Raw genomic sequence first — 14,619 nt, 5'->3', positions numbered from 1 at the left:
TTGCCGCGATCGATGCTGCTCGCACCACGGCAGCTGAGGCAAGGCCCTAGCATCGGCCCCATGATCGAGGACTTCGCGGGTCGGCTCCTGCGCGACATGGCCGGCCTCGACCCGTGCACAGCGGTCGTCGAGGCCGGCGAGCAGGATGTCGACGGGCTTACCGACTACAGCCCGGAGGGCCACCAGGCCCGCGCCGACCTCGCGGCCCGCGCCCTGCACGAACTCGAGACCGTGGGTGACGCACTGCCGGCCGCGACCGCGCTGCACGCCCACCTCGCCGAACGGCTGAGTGCGCGGATCGCCGTGCATGACGCCGGGGAGGACCTGCGCGAACTGCACGCGGCGGCCACCGGTCCGCTCCAGCTCATCCGCCAGGCCGTCGAGGCCGCGGTTCCGGGCCACGGCGCCGAGGGCGCGGCCTTCGAGGAGGGTTGGGCTCGTGTCTGCGCACGCCTGGCCGCGATCCCCACGGCCCTGGACGGGTACGCCCGCAGCCTCCTGCTTTCCGCGGAGCGCGGCAATGTGCCGGCCCGGCGTCAGGTGGAGCTGGTCACGCAGCGCTGTCGCACCTGGATCGACGACGATGTCGCCTTGGTGGATCGCTACGGCGATGGGCGTCAGCGGGCGTCGTTGCAGGCCGCAGCGACGGGCGCGCGAGCGGCGTACCAGAGACTGGCCGAGATGCTGACCGCAGACCTGGCACCACGGGCCGTTGAGGAGGAGGCGTTCGGTCAGCAGCGGTACGCACTCTGGGTGCGTACCTTCCTCGCGGCCCGCCCTGATCTGCGCGAGTTGTACGACTGGGGCTGGGACGAGTTCCGAGCGACAGAGGCAGAACTGATCGCGGAAGCGAAGGCCCTGGGCGGGAGCGTGCCCGAGGTGCTCGCCTGGCTCGCCAGCCCCGACGCGCCTGGCACGCTGCACAGCAGGGAGGCATTCGGCGGGTGGTTGCAGGAGCTGTTGGAGGCCACCACCGAGCGACTGGACGGCGTACATTTTGACATTCCCGCCCCGCTGCGGCGCATCGAGTCGCGGTTGACCACGTCGTCCGGTATTGCCTACATCGGGCCGTCGCGGGACGTGGCGCGGCCGGGCCGGGTCTGGTGGTCCGTCCTCGAGGACGCGACGAGTTTCCCCACCTGGTACGCGTACAGCACCGCCTATCACGAGGGCGTTCCCGGGCACCACCTCCACCTCGGCTCCGAGGTCTGCCGGGGAGGCCTCGGGCAGCGGCTGAACCTGCTCGGCGGCCTTGCCGGCAGCCAGGAGGGCTGGGCCCTGTACGCCGAGCGGTTCATGGACGAGCTCGGGCTCTACGACCAGCCGGGTGCTCGACTGGGCTATCTGTACATGCAGCTCCTGCGGGCGGCACGGGTCGTGCTCGACATCGGTCTGCACCTGCGGCTGCCGGTGCCGTCTGGTGACGGAGCAGTGTGGACGCCGGATGCTGCGCTGCAGCTGCTGCGGGACCGCTGTCATCAGGGGCCGTACGCGTCCGCCGAGCTTGCGCGTTACCTGGGCCGGCCAGGGCAGGCGCTGGCTTACAAGGTGGGTGAGCGCGTGTGGCTGGCAGGCCGCTCGTCCTTCCCCGGCGACCGGCGCGCATTCCATCGCTACGCGCTGGGGCTGGGTTCGCTGGGGCTGGATCAGTTGACGGCGGCCCTTGAGGTTGGCCGCGCGCCATAGGGCGATCGCCAGGGATCGGTCAAGTGGTGTGCGCGCCGCGCGCTTTGGCATTGTGATAGGTACCTTGCCATGACAATGTAGTGGTATGCAGCCCGATCCGAAGCTCGTTGCGTTGCGGCGCGGCCTGCTCGAACCACTCGTCCTGGCTGCCGTCGAGTCCCAGCAGCGGTACGCGGCCGAGATCCTCGCCGCTCTACAGCAGGCAGGTTTTCCCGCCCAGGAGGGCACGCTGTATCCGCTGCTGAGCAAACTCCGTCGAGACGGGCTCGTGCACCACGAGTGGCGTGAGTCGCCGTCCGGGCCACCCCGGAAGTACTTCTCCCTCACGGATGCCGGCAGGGGGCAGCTCACCGCGTTCCGCGACTACTGGGGCGAACTGACCCTCATGATCAACACGATTGGACGATGATTCATGAACGAGCCGGTATCCATCCGCCTCACCGGGTATGTCGCGGCCTTCCCCGCCACCCCCGGCGCGCGCGACGCCCTGCGGCAGTACCTCGACGACGCGCGACGCGCGCTGCGCACCGACCCGGACGCTGACGAGATCGTCCGAGACCTCGAATCAGCGATCGGCGACCGGCTGAGCGCTCGCACGGCCTCGGGCGACGACGCGGTGACCGGTGCCCGGATGACGGCGATCCTGGCCGAGCTGGGGCCGGTGAGCCCGGCACGCCCCGCGCCGCCGTCCGTCCAGGGGAGGTCGCGTGGCCGGTTCTGGTGTCGGATCAACGAGGGCAAGTGGTTCGGCGGCATCTGTCTCGGCGTCGCGGCGTACGGCGAGTTCCGTGTCGACTGGGTACGAACCGTCGTGCTGCTGCTGACCCTGGTCACCGGTGGGCTGCTCGGCGTGGCGTACCTGGTCCTGCTGCTCGTGCTGCCCGTCGTCCCGACGGTCACCGACTACGAGCGCCAACGGGACGCACCGCGATACCCGTGAACCGACAGCGCACAGCCGGAAGGGACAGTCCCGCCCGGGCATGCGGCGCCGGCCCTTCAGGTGCGACGCTGCCGGGATGCGACAGGTCACAGTGCTCGGAAGTTGCGGTGGCTTCCCCGAACCCGGCCGCGCCTGCAGCGGTTTCGCCGTGGACTGGGACGGCTACCGCTTGGTGCTGGACCTGGGCTATGCCACGCTGCCGCGGCTGCTCAGACACTGGCCGGACGGCGTGCTGGACGCTGTCGTCGTCACCCACGAGCACCCGGATCACTGCGTCGACCTGCACGGTCTGTTCAGGATGCGGTTCTACGGTCAACCCGGGGGGCCACGGCTGCCGTTGTTCTGCCCGCCCGGCGTGCTCGACCGGCTCAGCGGCTTGGAGCCCGATGTCGATCTACAGGCGGTCTTCGACCTGCACCCGTTACCCGGCGGGTACCGGGTCGGGCCGTTCGACCTGACCGGGCTGTCTCTCCCGCACTTCGTGCCCAACGCCGGCGTCCGGATCGCGGCCGACGGGATTGTCCTGGCCTACTCCGGGGACACCGGGCCGACTCCCGCGCTGGCCGAGCTGGGACATGACGCTGACCTGTTCATCGTCGAGGCGACGGACCGCGACGGCGAGACGAGCCGTCCCACCCGAAACCTGTTGACCTCCACCGAGGCTGGTCGGTGGGCTCGTCGGGCGGGCGCCCGCCGCCTGATGCTCACCCACTTCTGGCCGGGCAACGACCGGGAGGTGGCGGTGGCGGCCGCGCAGGTGGAGTTCGGCAGTGCCGTTATGGCGGCTGAGGAAGGGCTCACGCTGACGCTCGGGACGCCAGACAGCGGATGCGCCTGTCGCCGCTGCGGCTGATCAGCCCCGTTTCTGCCCATGGTCAGTCCGCATCGTCGTCATCAGTCAGGTAGCCAACGCCATCACAGGTGGGACAGGGCCCGAAAACGCTTCCCATTCCCTTGCCCATGCCCGTCGTCTTCACCATGCCCGGGAGCCGCGCGACACCACGGCATTCCGGGCATCGGCGGTGGACGCCTGTGGGGCGAGGCGGGGGTGCCTCGGTGTCCTGACCTCCTGGCTCCACCGTGCGAGGGTAGCCGTAGGGGGCTGATGGGTATCTGGACCATGCCCGGAGTCAGGGCTCGACAGGGAGTAGGTAGGCGCGCCGCGATTGTCGCTTGAAGGTCAAGGGGTCGCCGGGCCACACGGGCACCGGCAAGATGGTGGCGTGGAGACTGAGCCCGTCACAGCTGGCCGGGCGGTGTTCGTGGACGGGCTGGAGGGCTTGCCTGGCAGCTCGGGCGGCTGTCGCCTTGCCCTGACGTTGGCATGTCCGGTTCTTCTTCGTGCCGCTGACGTCTGGTGGGTTGAGGATGATGTGCTGTACGTCCAGCGCGGTGACGCCCCGGCGGTGGCGCATCGGGGTGGCCTCGAATGGCGTCGGCACTGGTAGCGCGCAGGGGCCTGGTTCCCGCTACGGTGTCGCTGTGTCTCGATTCAGCATGATGGCCCGCGTCGACATCCCCAGCGAGGTGGTCGACGCCGAAGCCTGGATCGCGCGATATCGCGAGTCGTTGACCTCAATCGCGGAGAGCGGCTGCGGCTGCTGCGTACGTGCGTGGCAAATCGAGGGACCGCAAGAGTTGGTCGACACGATCCCGCTGGTGCTCACGGCCTCGACGGAGTGGGACCGGGACTAGTCACCGCAGGGCCGCAGCTCGGCCAAGGGCCACAGGTTTGCGGCGTACTGGTCGACGTCGAACGTCAACGTGCCACGATCTCCAACGTCGGGCAGCTGGCGACCGATGTCGGTCCACTGCACTTGCCGCTCCCTCGCAGCAGCCGGGCAGACAGCACGCCGCAGCCCCCAGTTTCGCAACTGGGGCAGGATGTTAGAGCCCTGGGATGCCGTAATCGGGGGTGTCACGCTCACGGTTCGGTGGATCGTGCCTCTCCCCGTGCTCATCGGACGGCATCATTCTATCTATTTCTTCTAAGAGTTCTTGGTAGGGCGGGCGTTCCGTCGGCACCTGTGTAAATCTTATCTCCGGACCCATCAGTAATTGTTTGCCGCGCGTCGACGGTGTCTCGCCTGCGGGGACAGTGGGGTCAGGAGTGTCACCGGGAGGCGGTGGGGACTCTTCCGACGCTGAAGGCATTGAGGACAGGTTGCCAGGTTCTCTGCCCGCTGGTTCCGGTGCGTGCGCGCGGTCTTTCTCGGGTTGCGCGGTTGACCGTTGACGTGGAGACTCCCCGTCGGATCGTTTCTGTGGTCGCGGCGCTGGCGGGACATGTCGTGGCGGGACGGGTCCTGTCCCCTGTTGTTCGCTGATGTCCGGGCCTCGCTTTCTGCGCGATTCGTTCCACGCCGAGGGCATGATCGACAGGATCATCTCGATCAGGCGCAGGATGTGCGCGAGCAGCGCAGGGGTTTCCACATCACGTCCGTTCCTCCTCGCCTCTTCGGTTTGGAGGTGATAAATATGATAAGTTACGAAAATTGCTGCCAGGCTCATCAGAAGGCCGCCCGCGGTGCCTGCCAGGGCTATCCAGTCGGATATCTGCATGGATCTATTCTGCACGCCGGCCGCAACTGCCGATCTTGCGGTATCTCCCTGGTCGACAGCCCGGTTGCTGTGGCACACCAGATGCGGTGACCGCACGTCACCCGGCGAGCGTGCCGTCCGCATTCATGATCTGGTCCCGTACCAGCGGTGCGACAGCCGCGACGCGGCAGACGGTCTGCTCTGAATGTCGAAGACCGCCGGGTGGCTCCGTCCTCGGGGAGGATGCGGTCATCGTGATCGCAGCAGAGCAGGGAGATCCGGCATGGCGATCCAGCGGATGGACAACGTCCTCATCGTGGTCGAGGACCTTGACGCGGTCATCGCGTTCTTCGTCGAACTCGGCATGGAGGTGGAGGGGCGGGGGCCGGTCGAGGGGCGGTGGGTGGAGCGGGTCATCGGGATCGACGACGTCCGGCAGGAGGTGGCCATGCTGCGGACCCCGGACGGCCACGGCAAGGTCGAGTTGGCGATGTTCCACCGACCAGCGGCGATCATCACGGCACCGAGGGACGCGCCGGCGAACACGCTGGGCATTCGGCGGATCATGTTCGCCGTCGACGACATCGAGGACGTGGTAGCCCGGCTGCGCGGCCACGGCGCCGAACTGGTCGGCGAGGTGGAGCGGTACGAGGACATCTTCCGGCTCTGCTACGTCCGCGGCCCCGAGGGCATCGTCGTCGGCCTGGCCGAACAGCTCCGCTGACGCCGCCGCCGGTCGGTCCCACCCGCACTACTTCACTGTTGTCGGGGCCTCGCGAGCGGCGCAGACCACTACATCAGTGAAGTAGTGCGGCCCTTGGCGACGCCACGCCACCGCCGACGGCGGGCTCAGGAGATCAGGGTGCCGCCGTCCACCGTCACCACGGTGCCGGTGGCGTAGGTCGCCCGCAGGAGGTAGACGAACGCCTCGGCGACCTCCTCGGGCTCACCCACCCGACCGAGCGGAAGGGACTCGCTGAGCTGCGCGTACATCTGCTCTCGGGTTTCTTCGGGCAGGGAGTCCCACAGCGGTGAGCGGATCACGCCGGCGGAGACGGCGTTGACCCGGATCGGGGCGAGTTCGACGGCGAGCGCGCGGACCAGCGCGTCGATCGCCCCGGTGATGCTGGCCGCTACCGACCAGCCCGCGTTGGGCCGGTGGTTGGCGGTGCCGGTGGTGAGGGTGATCGACCCGCCGGGGCGCAGGTGCGGCAGTGCCGCGTTGACCGCCGACAGGGAGCCGAAGTAGCGCAGGTCGAAGGCGGTCCGGGCGGCGTCGAGGTCGAGGGCGTCGACGGCCATCAGCGCGAGGGGTTCCCCGGCGGTGTAGACGAGGTGGTCGAACGAGCCGAGGTCGCGGAACAGCCGGGACACCGCACCGGGATCGGTGAGGTTGGCGACGTACCCCTGGGTGGTGGTCGGCAGGGTCGTCAGGGCGCGGTCCACGCTGCGCTGGTTGCTGGAGGCGACCACGACCTGGGCGCCCTCGCGGGCGGCGCGGGCGGCGGTGGCGAGGCCGATCCCCGAGGTTCCGCCGAGTACGACGACGCGCTTGTCGATGAGGGTCATGACCGTGTCCTTCCGGGTCGGGTGGTGGAGACGGCTACCACCGTGCTCCGCCGGGAACGTCCGCGTCCAAGACCTCTTTCACCTGCTGTGATGCCCGTTGGGCATCACTCCACTCATACCCGGCGGGTATCGTGGAACCGCCCGGGGCGGCAACCGGACGGGGGTGCTGTGGACGTCGATCTGCGCAAGCTCCGCTACTTCGTGGCGGTCGCGGAGGAGCTGCACTTCGGTCGGGCCGCCGCCCGGCTGCACATCGCCCAGCCGGTCCTGTCGCGGCAGATCCGGGCGTTCGAGCACGAACTGCGCGCCGAGCTCTTCGTTCGGGACCGCCGCTCCACGGTGCTGACCGAGGCCGGTCGGCAGCTGCTGACCGACGCCCGTGCGCTGCTCGCCTCGGCGGAGGCCCTACGGCGGCGGGTGCAGCGGGCCGCCCACGGCAGGCCGACGTTCACCATCGCGTTCATGCCCGGCCTGCTCGTCACCGCCGACGCCCGCGCCATCGGCCAGCGACACCCCGACCTGGCCGTCAACGTCGTCCGGACCTCCTTCGACGACCAGGCCGACATCGTCCGTGACGGGCGCGCGGACGTCAGTTACGTCCGGCTTCCGGTCGACCAGCGCGGCCTGCGCCTGCGGCCACTGTTCAGCGAACCCCGCGTCGTCGTCCTGCCCACCGATCACCGGCTGGCCGGCAAGGAGTCGGTCGACCTCGCCGAGCTGGCCGGGGAACGGCTGTTGCAGGACCCGGACGCGGTGCCGGAGTGGCGGGACCTGCCGAACCGTCCCATCGACAGCGACCCTCGCCCTCGGCCCGCGCTGAACTCCGTCGAGGAGAAGCTGGAGCATGTCGCCGCGTACGCCGGGACGGTGATCCTGCCGCTGTCGACGGCGACGTTCTACACCAGACCGGACGTCGTCCACGTGCCCGTCGCCGACCTCGGCCCCAACCAGGTGTGCCTGGCCTGGGCCGAGGACAACCGCTCACCGCTGGTGCACGAGTTCGTCGACCTCGCGGCGCCACCACCGGGTGATCGGTGCCAAGGAGGGTCAGGCGCTCCGGAAGGTCTCGCGTAGCGCCGGGTCCAGCGGGCGGCCACTCGTCGGCTCGATGAACAGGTCGGCGAGCAGGAGATCGCCCAGGTAGGTCGGGTTCACCCCGGACTCCTTTCGGCCGAGGGCCTGCGCCGCACCGCCGAGTCGCAGGGCGGCCCGCGCCGCGCCGGCCGGCAGGCGGCCGACCCGGCGGGGCCGGCCGACCGCCGCGGCGATGCGCGCGAGCATGTCGTGCCAGCTGAGGTTCTCGTCGGCGACCGGGAGGTCCGCGCCGCTGGCCTGCTCCAGGGCGTCGACGGCGACCTCGGCCACGCTGCGCGCGGAGGCCGCGGCGCTGCCGCCGACCGGGGCGACCAGCGGGGTACGCGAGCGCGCCCACCGGTCCAGCGGACCGGCCCAGTTGGGCAGCCGGTCGCCGGCCCGACCGAAGACGAAAGGCAGTTCGAGGACGGCGACCGGCAGGCCCTCGCCGGCGGCGGCCCGCCCCTCCCGGGCCTGCTCCAGGCGACACCGGATGTACGTGTGCCGCTCGGCCAGGCGCCACTGGGGGTGGAGCCGGTCGAAGTAGGTGTAGTAGGAGCCCATCACCACACCCCGGGTGAGACCTTCCAGGCGGGCGGCGGTGAACAGGCGTACCACCGGGTCGACGTTGTCGCGGCGGAACTCCGGATAGATCGGCTTGGGCAGCGGCCGTTGCTCGTCGGTGCGGGTGGCGTACACGACACCGTCGTGACCGGCGAGCACCTGCCGCAGGTCCTCGATCGAGGCGGACCCGACATCGAGCAGATGGTCGACGCCCGGTTGGGCGGTACGCGCCACAGTTGTCGCGGCGTGGCCACGCTCCCGCAGGACGTCCACCACGTGAGCGCCGATCAGGCCGCTGCCACCCACCACGAGAATGCGCACGGTGCATCGTCCACTCTGGAACCCACTCCTTGTCAAGCGTCTGCCGCTGCGGGGGCGGCAGCCGACGGGCTGCTCCGGCGCGGGGTCGACAACCGGCGAGGATGCCGTCCACACCCCGACATTCGCCTAGATTCGAGGATGCGGGACACCATCACTGGCGAAACGGGGTTGAGGATGCCGGATCCGCGCGCTTTCTGGCTGGACGAGCAGTTCGACCGCGAGCACGGCGTCGAGGGGCGCGGCCGGTACGAGGCCGAGGTGCTGCGGCGGATCGACGACTTCGCCGACACCTGGGGCGACTTCGCGCCGGTGGCGTTCGCGGTGACGGCCTGGCGGCTGGCCACCGAGCTGTCGCCGGGCTTCGTCCGCTGGCACCGGCGGATCATCTCGGCGACCTGCGCCCGCAGCCCCTGGGACGGCAGCCTGGTCTGTGCGGTGACGGTGGCCTCCCGCTGGCCGGCCGAGCTGACCTGGACCAAGCAGTGGCAGCGCGACCGTGGTTGGCAGGACTGGCCCCAGATGTTCGGCCAGTTCACCACACCCACCGAGCAGGACCAGACGCGCCGCCCGCACCTGCGCGCGCTGCTGCAGGTGGAGGCGCCGGTCCCACTCGACGATCTGCCGCCGACGCCCGACGGTCCGGACGACGACGTCGCCGCGGCGGCACGCCGGGCCGTGGTGGTGCTGGCCCGGGAACTCAACGACCTCCTCGCGCCGATGATCGGGCAGCTCGACGCCGGAGTGCCGGCGGACTCCTGAGATGCCCGTCGGGCGGTAGGTTCGTCGGCGTGGATCTGGACGACATCGCTGCCCGGCTCGGCGTGCCCGTCGAGGAGGTCGACCGCGTGCACCGGCTCGCCGGTGACGGGCCGTCCGCCCCGTTGCCGCCGAAGGCGGACGCGCCCGCGATCCTCGACCGGCTCGCCGTGCCGCCGGACGACGCCGCCGAGATCATGGCGGGCTGGCCGGAGCCGGGCTCACCGCTGTGGACGGCGGAGCTGCGCTGGCTGCTCGACCGTTCGATCGCCGCGGTCCGCGCCGACCTCGGGGGCTACGACTGGCTGCCGCCCGGCCCGGAGCTGCCGCGCGAGCGGGGGCCCGCCTGGCGGCACCTCTACGTGTACGCGTACCTGGCCCTGGTCGACGTGGTGCGGGGGTACCACAGCGACCACGGCGTCCCCGATGCCGTGTCCTGGGTGACCCTCGCCGACCTGGGCCGCAACCTCGCCGTCGACCGACGGATGCGCGGTGACGGCTGGCCGGTCATGCAGAGCTGGCTGACGCTGCACTCGCGCGGTGGCCTCTACGAGCTGGGCCGGCTGCAGTACCAGCGCGGCGACGGCGCCCTCGGCCTGCACGTCCCCGAATCGGGGCCGTTGACCCCACAGGCGGTGACGGCGTCGCTGGACGAGGCCCGCGCGTTCTTCCCCCGGCACTTTCCCGACGAGCGCTACACGGTGTTCTCCTGCGGATCGTGGCTGCTCGACCCGCAGCTGCGGGAGTACCTTCCGGAGGACTCCAACATCCTGCGGTTCCAGCGCCGGTTCGAGCTGGAACCCCACCAGGAGTCGGAGGGGCCGGACGCCGACATCGAGATGCTGCGGTTCGGGTTCCGCACCCTGACCACGCCGCTGGACGAGCTGCCGCGCCGCACCGTGCTCCAGCGCGCGATCATCGACCACCTGCGGGACGGCGGCCACTGGCACTGGCGTCGCGGCCACTTCCCGATCTAGACGGCCGGGTTCCACCACGTCCCGTTGGCGGTCGCGTGGGCCGCCGGTTCGATGACCTCCCACGCCTCCACGATGGCCCCGTCGGCGATCCGCAGGACGTCGACCACGACGATCTCCGGCCCCGCGTCGGGTAGGCGGCGTCGCGAGTGCACCACGACGTGGTCACCGTCGGCCAGCAGGTGCAGGATGTCGACCCGCATGCCGGCGGTCGGGCCCAGCGCGGCGCGGACGGCGGCGAGCCACTGCGTCCTGGTCGAGGTCGTCGAATCCGACCGGTGGTGGATGAAGTCCTCGCTCAGGAACGAGGCGAGCGTGTCGACGTCGCCCGTGTCGACCATCCCTGCCAACGCGCGTGCGACGATGCTCTTGTTCTCGGTGGTCATGGGCGCAAGTGTTTCCCCGGCCCGGGTGGTTGTCGATGACATCGCACTTCATGGCGTCCGCACCGACGATGAGTAGGCTCATGATCGTGTATGCGGTCGGGGAACTCCTACGGCAGTGGCGCAAGCGCCGGGGGCTCAGCCAACTCGACCTGGCGATCGCCGCGGATGTCTCGGCCCGGCACGTCAGTCTGGTCGAGACCGGCAAGTCCACGCCGAGCGCCGACATGATCCTGCGGCTCGCCGACCAGCTGCACGTGCCGCTGCGTGATCGCAACCAGTTGCTGCTCGCCGCCGGCTTCGCACCCCGGTACGCGCAGCGTCCGCTCGACGACATCGCCCTGTCCGGTGCCCTCGACGCGGTCCGCCGGGTGCTGCGGGCGCACGAGCCGTATCCGGCGCTGGTCTTCGACCGCCGGTGGAACATCGTGCTGACCAACAGTGCTGTGGACCCGTTCTTCGCGTACGTGGCCCCCGACCTGTTGCGGCCACCGGTGAACCTGATCCGGCTGGGCCTGGACCCGCGCGGGCTGGCCCGCCTGGTGGTCAACCTGGCCGACGTGCGGGCGGTGTTCCGCAGCCGGATCTCGCGTCAGCTCGCCGCCGCTCCCGACGCGGAACTGGCGGCGCTCTACCACGAACTGCTGGCTCCGCTGCCGGAGGAGCCGACGGGTCAACGGGTCGACGCCGACGTGGTGATCCCGATGATCCTGCGGATCAACGGGCGCGAGCTGCGGCTGTTCTCGACCATCACCACGTTCGGCACGCCGACGGACATCACGATCGAGGAGATCGCTGTGGAGTCCTACTACCCGGCGGACGCGCAGAGCGCCGCCTACTTCACGACGTAGGGCCCGACCTGGTCGGTCACCAGGCCGGGCCCCACCGTGCACTCACCCCCCGGTCAGCCGGTGGTCAGGATGAATTTCTCCCAGGCCCCGACCGACGTACGGTTGGCGATCAGGGATCCGGCCCCGGCGTTCTCGGCGCACACGATCTGGTTGTTGACAGTGGCCCGCAGACTCACCGTCCCGTCCGTGTTGGTGATGAGCTGGAATCTCTCCCACGACCCGATCGCCGTGGCGTTGGCGACCAAAGCTGCGGCGCCCGCGTTCGTGGCCGAGACGTAGAGCCCGTTGGCGCGCGACCGCAACGCGATGTCGCCGTTGCCAGCGTCCACCCGGTCGAACTGCTCGGTGCTGCCGACGCTGGCCTTGTTGGCGATCAGCGCGGTGCTGCCGACCGCCGACACGTACTGGCTGTTGATCTGCGCCCGCAGCGTGCTCACCGGCGTGCTGCCACCGGTGCCGGTGGTGAAGGTGAACGCGTCGACATCGAACAGGTAGCCGGACCCGCCCTTGAACACCAGGTACAGCGTCGTCGACGCGGTGGGTGGGTTGCTGATCGTGCCGGACACCTCGGTGAAGGTCTCCCAGTTGCCGGTCACCGGCACCGAGACGGTGCCCAGCAGCGTGCCGGTGGCCGACCCGGCCCGTACCTCGATGGTGCCGCCGGCACCGGCCGACGACGCCCGCACGGTGATGCGGTTCGCGTTGGTCAGGTTGTACGGCTGGTACGAGATCCAGTCGTTGTTCTCGATGAACCCGGCCGTGCGGCCACCCTCGGCGTTGGTGTGGTCGGTGGCCTGGACGCCGGACTGCGCGCCGAAGTGCTCACCCTGGCGGTGCTTGGGTTGCAGGGTCTTGATGCTGTGCGTGGTGAGCCCACCGTTGTCGGTGTAGGCGGCGTCGAAGACCCCGTAGATGTTCGCGGCCGAGTCGTGCTCCCCGTCGGTCGGGACGGTGATCGAGCCGCTGCACCCGTTCTTCGAGGTGATCTGGTGGGCGTGACTGTCGTGGCCCAACGCGTACGTCAGGCTGACCTTGGAACAGTCGATCGTGCCGTCCTGCGGGTCGCTCACGCTGATCTGGTACGACACGGTGTCACCGAAGCTGAACAACTGCCCGTCGGCGGGCGACGTGAGCGTCACCGTCGGGGCCGTGTTGCCGACGGTGATGACCAGGCTCGCCGTGCCGGTCAACCCATTCGGGTCGGTGACCCTCAACGTGGGGGAGTACGTGCCGTTCGTGGTGTACGTCTTGGTGGGGTTGGCCGCCGTCGACGTGGTGCCGTCCCCGAACGTCCACAGGTAGCTCAGCGCCCCACCCTCCGGGTCCGAGCTGCCGGCCGACGAGAAGTTGACTGTCAGCGGGTTGGCCCCCGACGTCGGGTTAGCCGAGGCGACAGCGATCGGGTTGCGGTTGCCGCCGCCGATGTACTCGATCCGGAACAGCGCCTGGTTGTTCGAGCCGGTGCCGTAGTCCAGCACGTACAGCGCCCCGTCCGGGCCGAAGGCCATGTCCATGACCTGGGTGCCGGACCACGGGAAGTTGGAGATCTCCCCGCGCGAGCCGTCGGAGTTGACAGCGATCGCCTTGATCCAGCGGCGGCCGTACTCGCCGGCGAAGAACTGGCCGTTGAGTGACTGCGGGAACTTGATGCTGGAGTTCAGCGACGCGTCGTACCGGTAGACCGGTCCGCCCATCGGCGATTCGGAGCCGCTGCCGAACTCCGACGGTGAGCCGGAGTCGCCGGCGTACTTGATCCAGGCCGGCTTCGCCGCGGGCAGCGTGCCGAGGCCGGTGTTGCGGAACGAGTTGTTGGTCGGCCCGCCCGTGCAGTTGTACTTCGACTGCGACGGCCCGGACGGGAAGGTGTATTCGTTGTATGTTTCCGTGCTGGTGTTGGTGCCGGTGCAGTACGGCCAGCCGAAGTTGCCCGGCGCGGTGATGCGGTTGAACTCCACCTGACCCTGCGGGCCCCGGCTGGAGTTGGTGCTCCCCGCGTCCGGGCCGTAGTCACCGAGGTAGACCACGCCGGTGGCCTTGTCGACGCTCATCCGGAACGGGTTGCGCAGCCCCATCGCGTAGATCTCGGGGCGGGTGTTGGCCGTGCCGGGCGCGAACAGGTTGCCCGACGGGATGGTGTACGTCCCGTCCGCCTGCGGCTTGATCCGCAGCAGCTTGCCCCGCAGGTCGTTGGTGTTGCCCGCGGTGCGCTGGGCGTCGAACTGCGGGTTGCGGTTGGTCCGCTCGTCCAGTGGGGCGTAGCCGGACGACTCGAACGGGTTGGTGTCGTCGCCGGTGGTCAGGTACAGGTTGCCGGCGGCGTCGAAGTCCAGGTCACCGCCGACGTGGCAGCACTGCCCACGGTCGTTGGCGACCTGCAGCACGATCTTCTCGCTGCTCAGGTTGAGCGTGTCGTCGGAGTTGAGGGTGAACCGGGACAGCCGTAGGTGCCCCTTCCACCGGTCCCAGTCGGACTGCGAGCCGGTGGTCGGGGCGTCCCCGGACGGGGTGCTCAACGTGGGCGAGTAGTACAGGTAGACCCACCGGTTGGTGGCGAAGTTGGGGTCGACGGCGACGCCCTGCAACCCCTCCTCGTCGTGTGTGTAGACGGACAGGGTGCCGGAGACCTTGGTGTTGCCGGCCACGTCGGTCACCCGCAGCACGCCGTTTCGGGCGGTGTGCAGGACCGAGCGGTTGGGCAGCACGGCCAGGGACATGGCCTCACCCAGCTCGGCGGAGCCGGTGGCGAGCTTGACCTGTTGATAGTCGGAGGCGGGAATCACCACCGCCTGGGCGGTGGACGGTGCAGCCACAGCGAGGGCCGCGCTCGCGACGGTGAGCACCGCCGCGAAGAGCGCCCGGGGCCAGCGCCGGGGGTACGAGGGCATGATCGTCCTTTCTCGACGACCGGGGGACGGGCGCGCGGGGGCGCACCACGACCAGGTGGGGTGGTGGAGAGCGAG

The 14,619-nt window shown here is 69.9% G+C and carries 15 protein-coding genes; 10 read left to right on the top strand and 5 right to left on the bottom strand.

Annotation, left to right across the window (positions count from 1 at the left end; translation table 11 throughout):
- Positions 1-60 precede the first annotated feature (60 nt).
- The 5 genes from ACX27O_RS11215 (at position 61) to ACX27O_RS11195 (ending at position 4,321) form a co-directional block, all read left to right on the top strand.
- Positions 61-1,686, top strand: coding sequence for a DUF885 domain-containing protein (locus ACX27O_RS11215; RefSeq protein WP_081883855.1), 1,626 nt, complete (start codon positions 61-63; stop codon positions 1,684-1,686).
- An 85-nt stretch (positions 1,687-1,771) separates the two neighbouring features.
- Complete coding sequence (locus ACX27O_RS11210) at positions 1,772-2,095, top strand: PadR family transcriptional regulator (protein ID WP_210859510.1); 324 nt, start codon at positions 1,772-1,774, stop codon at positions 2,093-2,095.
- Positions 2,096-2,098: 3 nt separating this feature from the next.
- The gene (locus ACX27O_RS11205; protein WP_458939376.1) at positions 2,099-2,626 is read left to right on the top strand and encodes a PspC domain-containing protein; all 528 of its coding nucleotides are present in this window, start codon (positions 2,099-2,101) and stop codon (positions 2,624-2,626) included.
- 76 nt (positions 2,627-2,702) lie between these two features.
- Positions 2,703-3,479 carry an MBL fold metallo-hydrolase gene (locus ACX27O_RS11200; RefSeq protein WP_247680764.1) on the top strand — a complete coding sequence of 259 codons (777 nt, stop codon included), beginning with the start codon at positions 2,703-2,705 and terminating at the stop codon, positions 3,477-3,479.
- A 629-nt stretch (positions 3,480-4,108) separates the two neighbouring features.
- Positions 4,109-4,321: a hypothetical protein gene (locus ACX27O_RS11195; protein WP_210859500.1), complete on the top strand. Its 213-nt coding sequence runs from the start codon at positions 4,109-4,111 to the stop codon at positions 4,319-4,321.
- Here the strand turns inward: ACX27O_RS11195 and ACX27O_RS11190 are convergent.
- Positions 4,318-4,443, bottom strand: a complete 126-nt coding sequence (locus tag ACX27O_RS11190) for a hypothetical protein (RefSeq protein WP_458939375.1) — start codon at positions 4,441-4,443, stop codon at positions 4,318-4,320. The genes ACX27O_RS11195 and ACX27O_RS11190 overlap by 4 nt on opposite strands.
- Positions 4,444-5,450: 1,007 nt before the next feature.
- On the opposite strand from ACX27O_RS11190, the gene ACX27O_RS11185 reads away from it, so the two are divergent.
- A complete protein-coding gene (locus ACX27O_RS11185; protein WP_030332827.1) occupies positions 5,451-5,891 on the top strand; it encodes a VOC family protein in 441 nt (146 codons plus the stop codon).
- Positions 5,892-6,016: 125 nt separating this feature from the next.
- On the opposite strand, the gene ACX27O_RS11180 is transcribed toward ACX27O_RS11185, so the two are convergent.
- Positions 6,017-6,736, bottom strand: coding sequence for an SDR family oxidoreductase (locus ACX27O_RS11180; RefSeq protein WP_030332830.1), 720 nt, complete (start codon positions 6,734-6,736; stop codon positions 6,017-6,019).
- Between the two features lie 168 nt (positions 6,737-6,904).
- On the opposite strand from ACX27O_RS11180, the gene ACX27O_RS11175 reads away from it, so the two are divergent.
- Positions 6,905-7,810, top strand: a complete 906-nt coding sequence (locus ACX27O_RS11175; protein WP_030332832.1) for a LysR family transcriptional regulator — start codon at positions 6,905-6,907, stop codon at positions 7,808-7,810.
- On the opposite strand, the gene ACX27O_RS11170 is transcribed toward ACX27O_RS11175, so the two are convergent.
- Positions 7,784-8,695 carry an NAD-dependent epimerase/dehydratase family protein gene (locus ACX27O_RS11170; RefSeq protein ID WP_030332834.1) on the bottom strand — a complete coding sequence of 304 codons (912 nt, stop codon included), beginning with the start codon at positions 8,693-8,695 and terminating at the stop codon, positions 7,784-7,786. The genes ACX27O_RS11175 and ACX27O_RS11170 overlap by 27 nt on opposite strands.
- Positions 8,696-8,869: 174 nt before the next feature.
- On the opposite strand from ACX27O_RS11170, the gene ACX27O_RS11165 reads away from it, so the two are divergent.
- The gene (locus ACX27O_RS11165; RefSeq protein ID WP_030332835.1) at positions 8,870-9,454 is read left to right on the top strand and encodes a hypothetical protein; all 585 of its coding nucleotides are present in this window, start codon (positions 8,870-8,872) and stop codon (positions 9,452-9,454) included.
- A gap of 29 nt (positions 9,455-9,483) precedes the next feature.
- Positions 9,484-10,428 (top strand): acyltransferase domain-containing protein, encoded by a 945-nt coding sequence (locus ACX27O_RS11160; protein ID WP_210865925.1) that lies wholly within the window; start codon positions 9,484-9,486, stop codon positions 10,426-10,428.
- Here ACX27O_RS11160 and ACX27O_RS11155 read toward each other — a convergent pair.
- Positions 10,425-10,811 (bottom strand): nuclear transport factor 2 family protein, encoded by a 387-nt coding sequence (locus ACX27O_RS11155; RefSeq protein ID WP_458939373.1) that lies wholly within the window; start codon positions 10,809-10,811, stop codon positions 10,425-10,427. The genes ACX27O_RS11160 and ACX27O_RS11155 overlap by 4 nt on opposite strands.
- An 80-nt stretch (positions 10,812-10,891) precedes the next feature.
- On the opposite strand from ACX27O_RS11155, the gene ACX27O_RS11150 reads away from it, so the two are divergent.
- Entirely contained in the window at positions 10,892-11,659 is a 768-nt protein-coding gene (locus ACX27O_RS11150; protein ID WP_210865926.1) for a helix-turn-helix domain-containing protein, read from the top strand.
- Positions 11,660-11,712: 53 nt separating this feature from the next.
- Here ACX27O_RS11150 and ACX27O_RS11145 read toward each other — a convergent pair whose 3' ends face one another.
- Positions 11,713-14,544: a PQQ-dependent sugar dehydrogenase gene (locus tag ACX27O_RS11145; RefSeq protein ID WP_210865927.1), complete on the bottom strand. Its 2,832-nt coding sequence runs from the start codon at positions 14,542-14,544 to the stop codon at positions 11,713-11,715.
- Positions 14,545-14,619 lie beyond the last annotated feature (75 nt).

This window comes from Micromonospora sp. SD19 (genome assembly GCF_054462275.1).
This window is presented reverse-complemented; position numbering and strand designations above follow the sequence as displayed.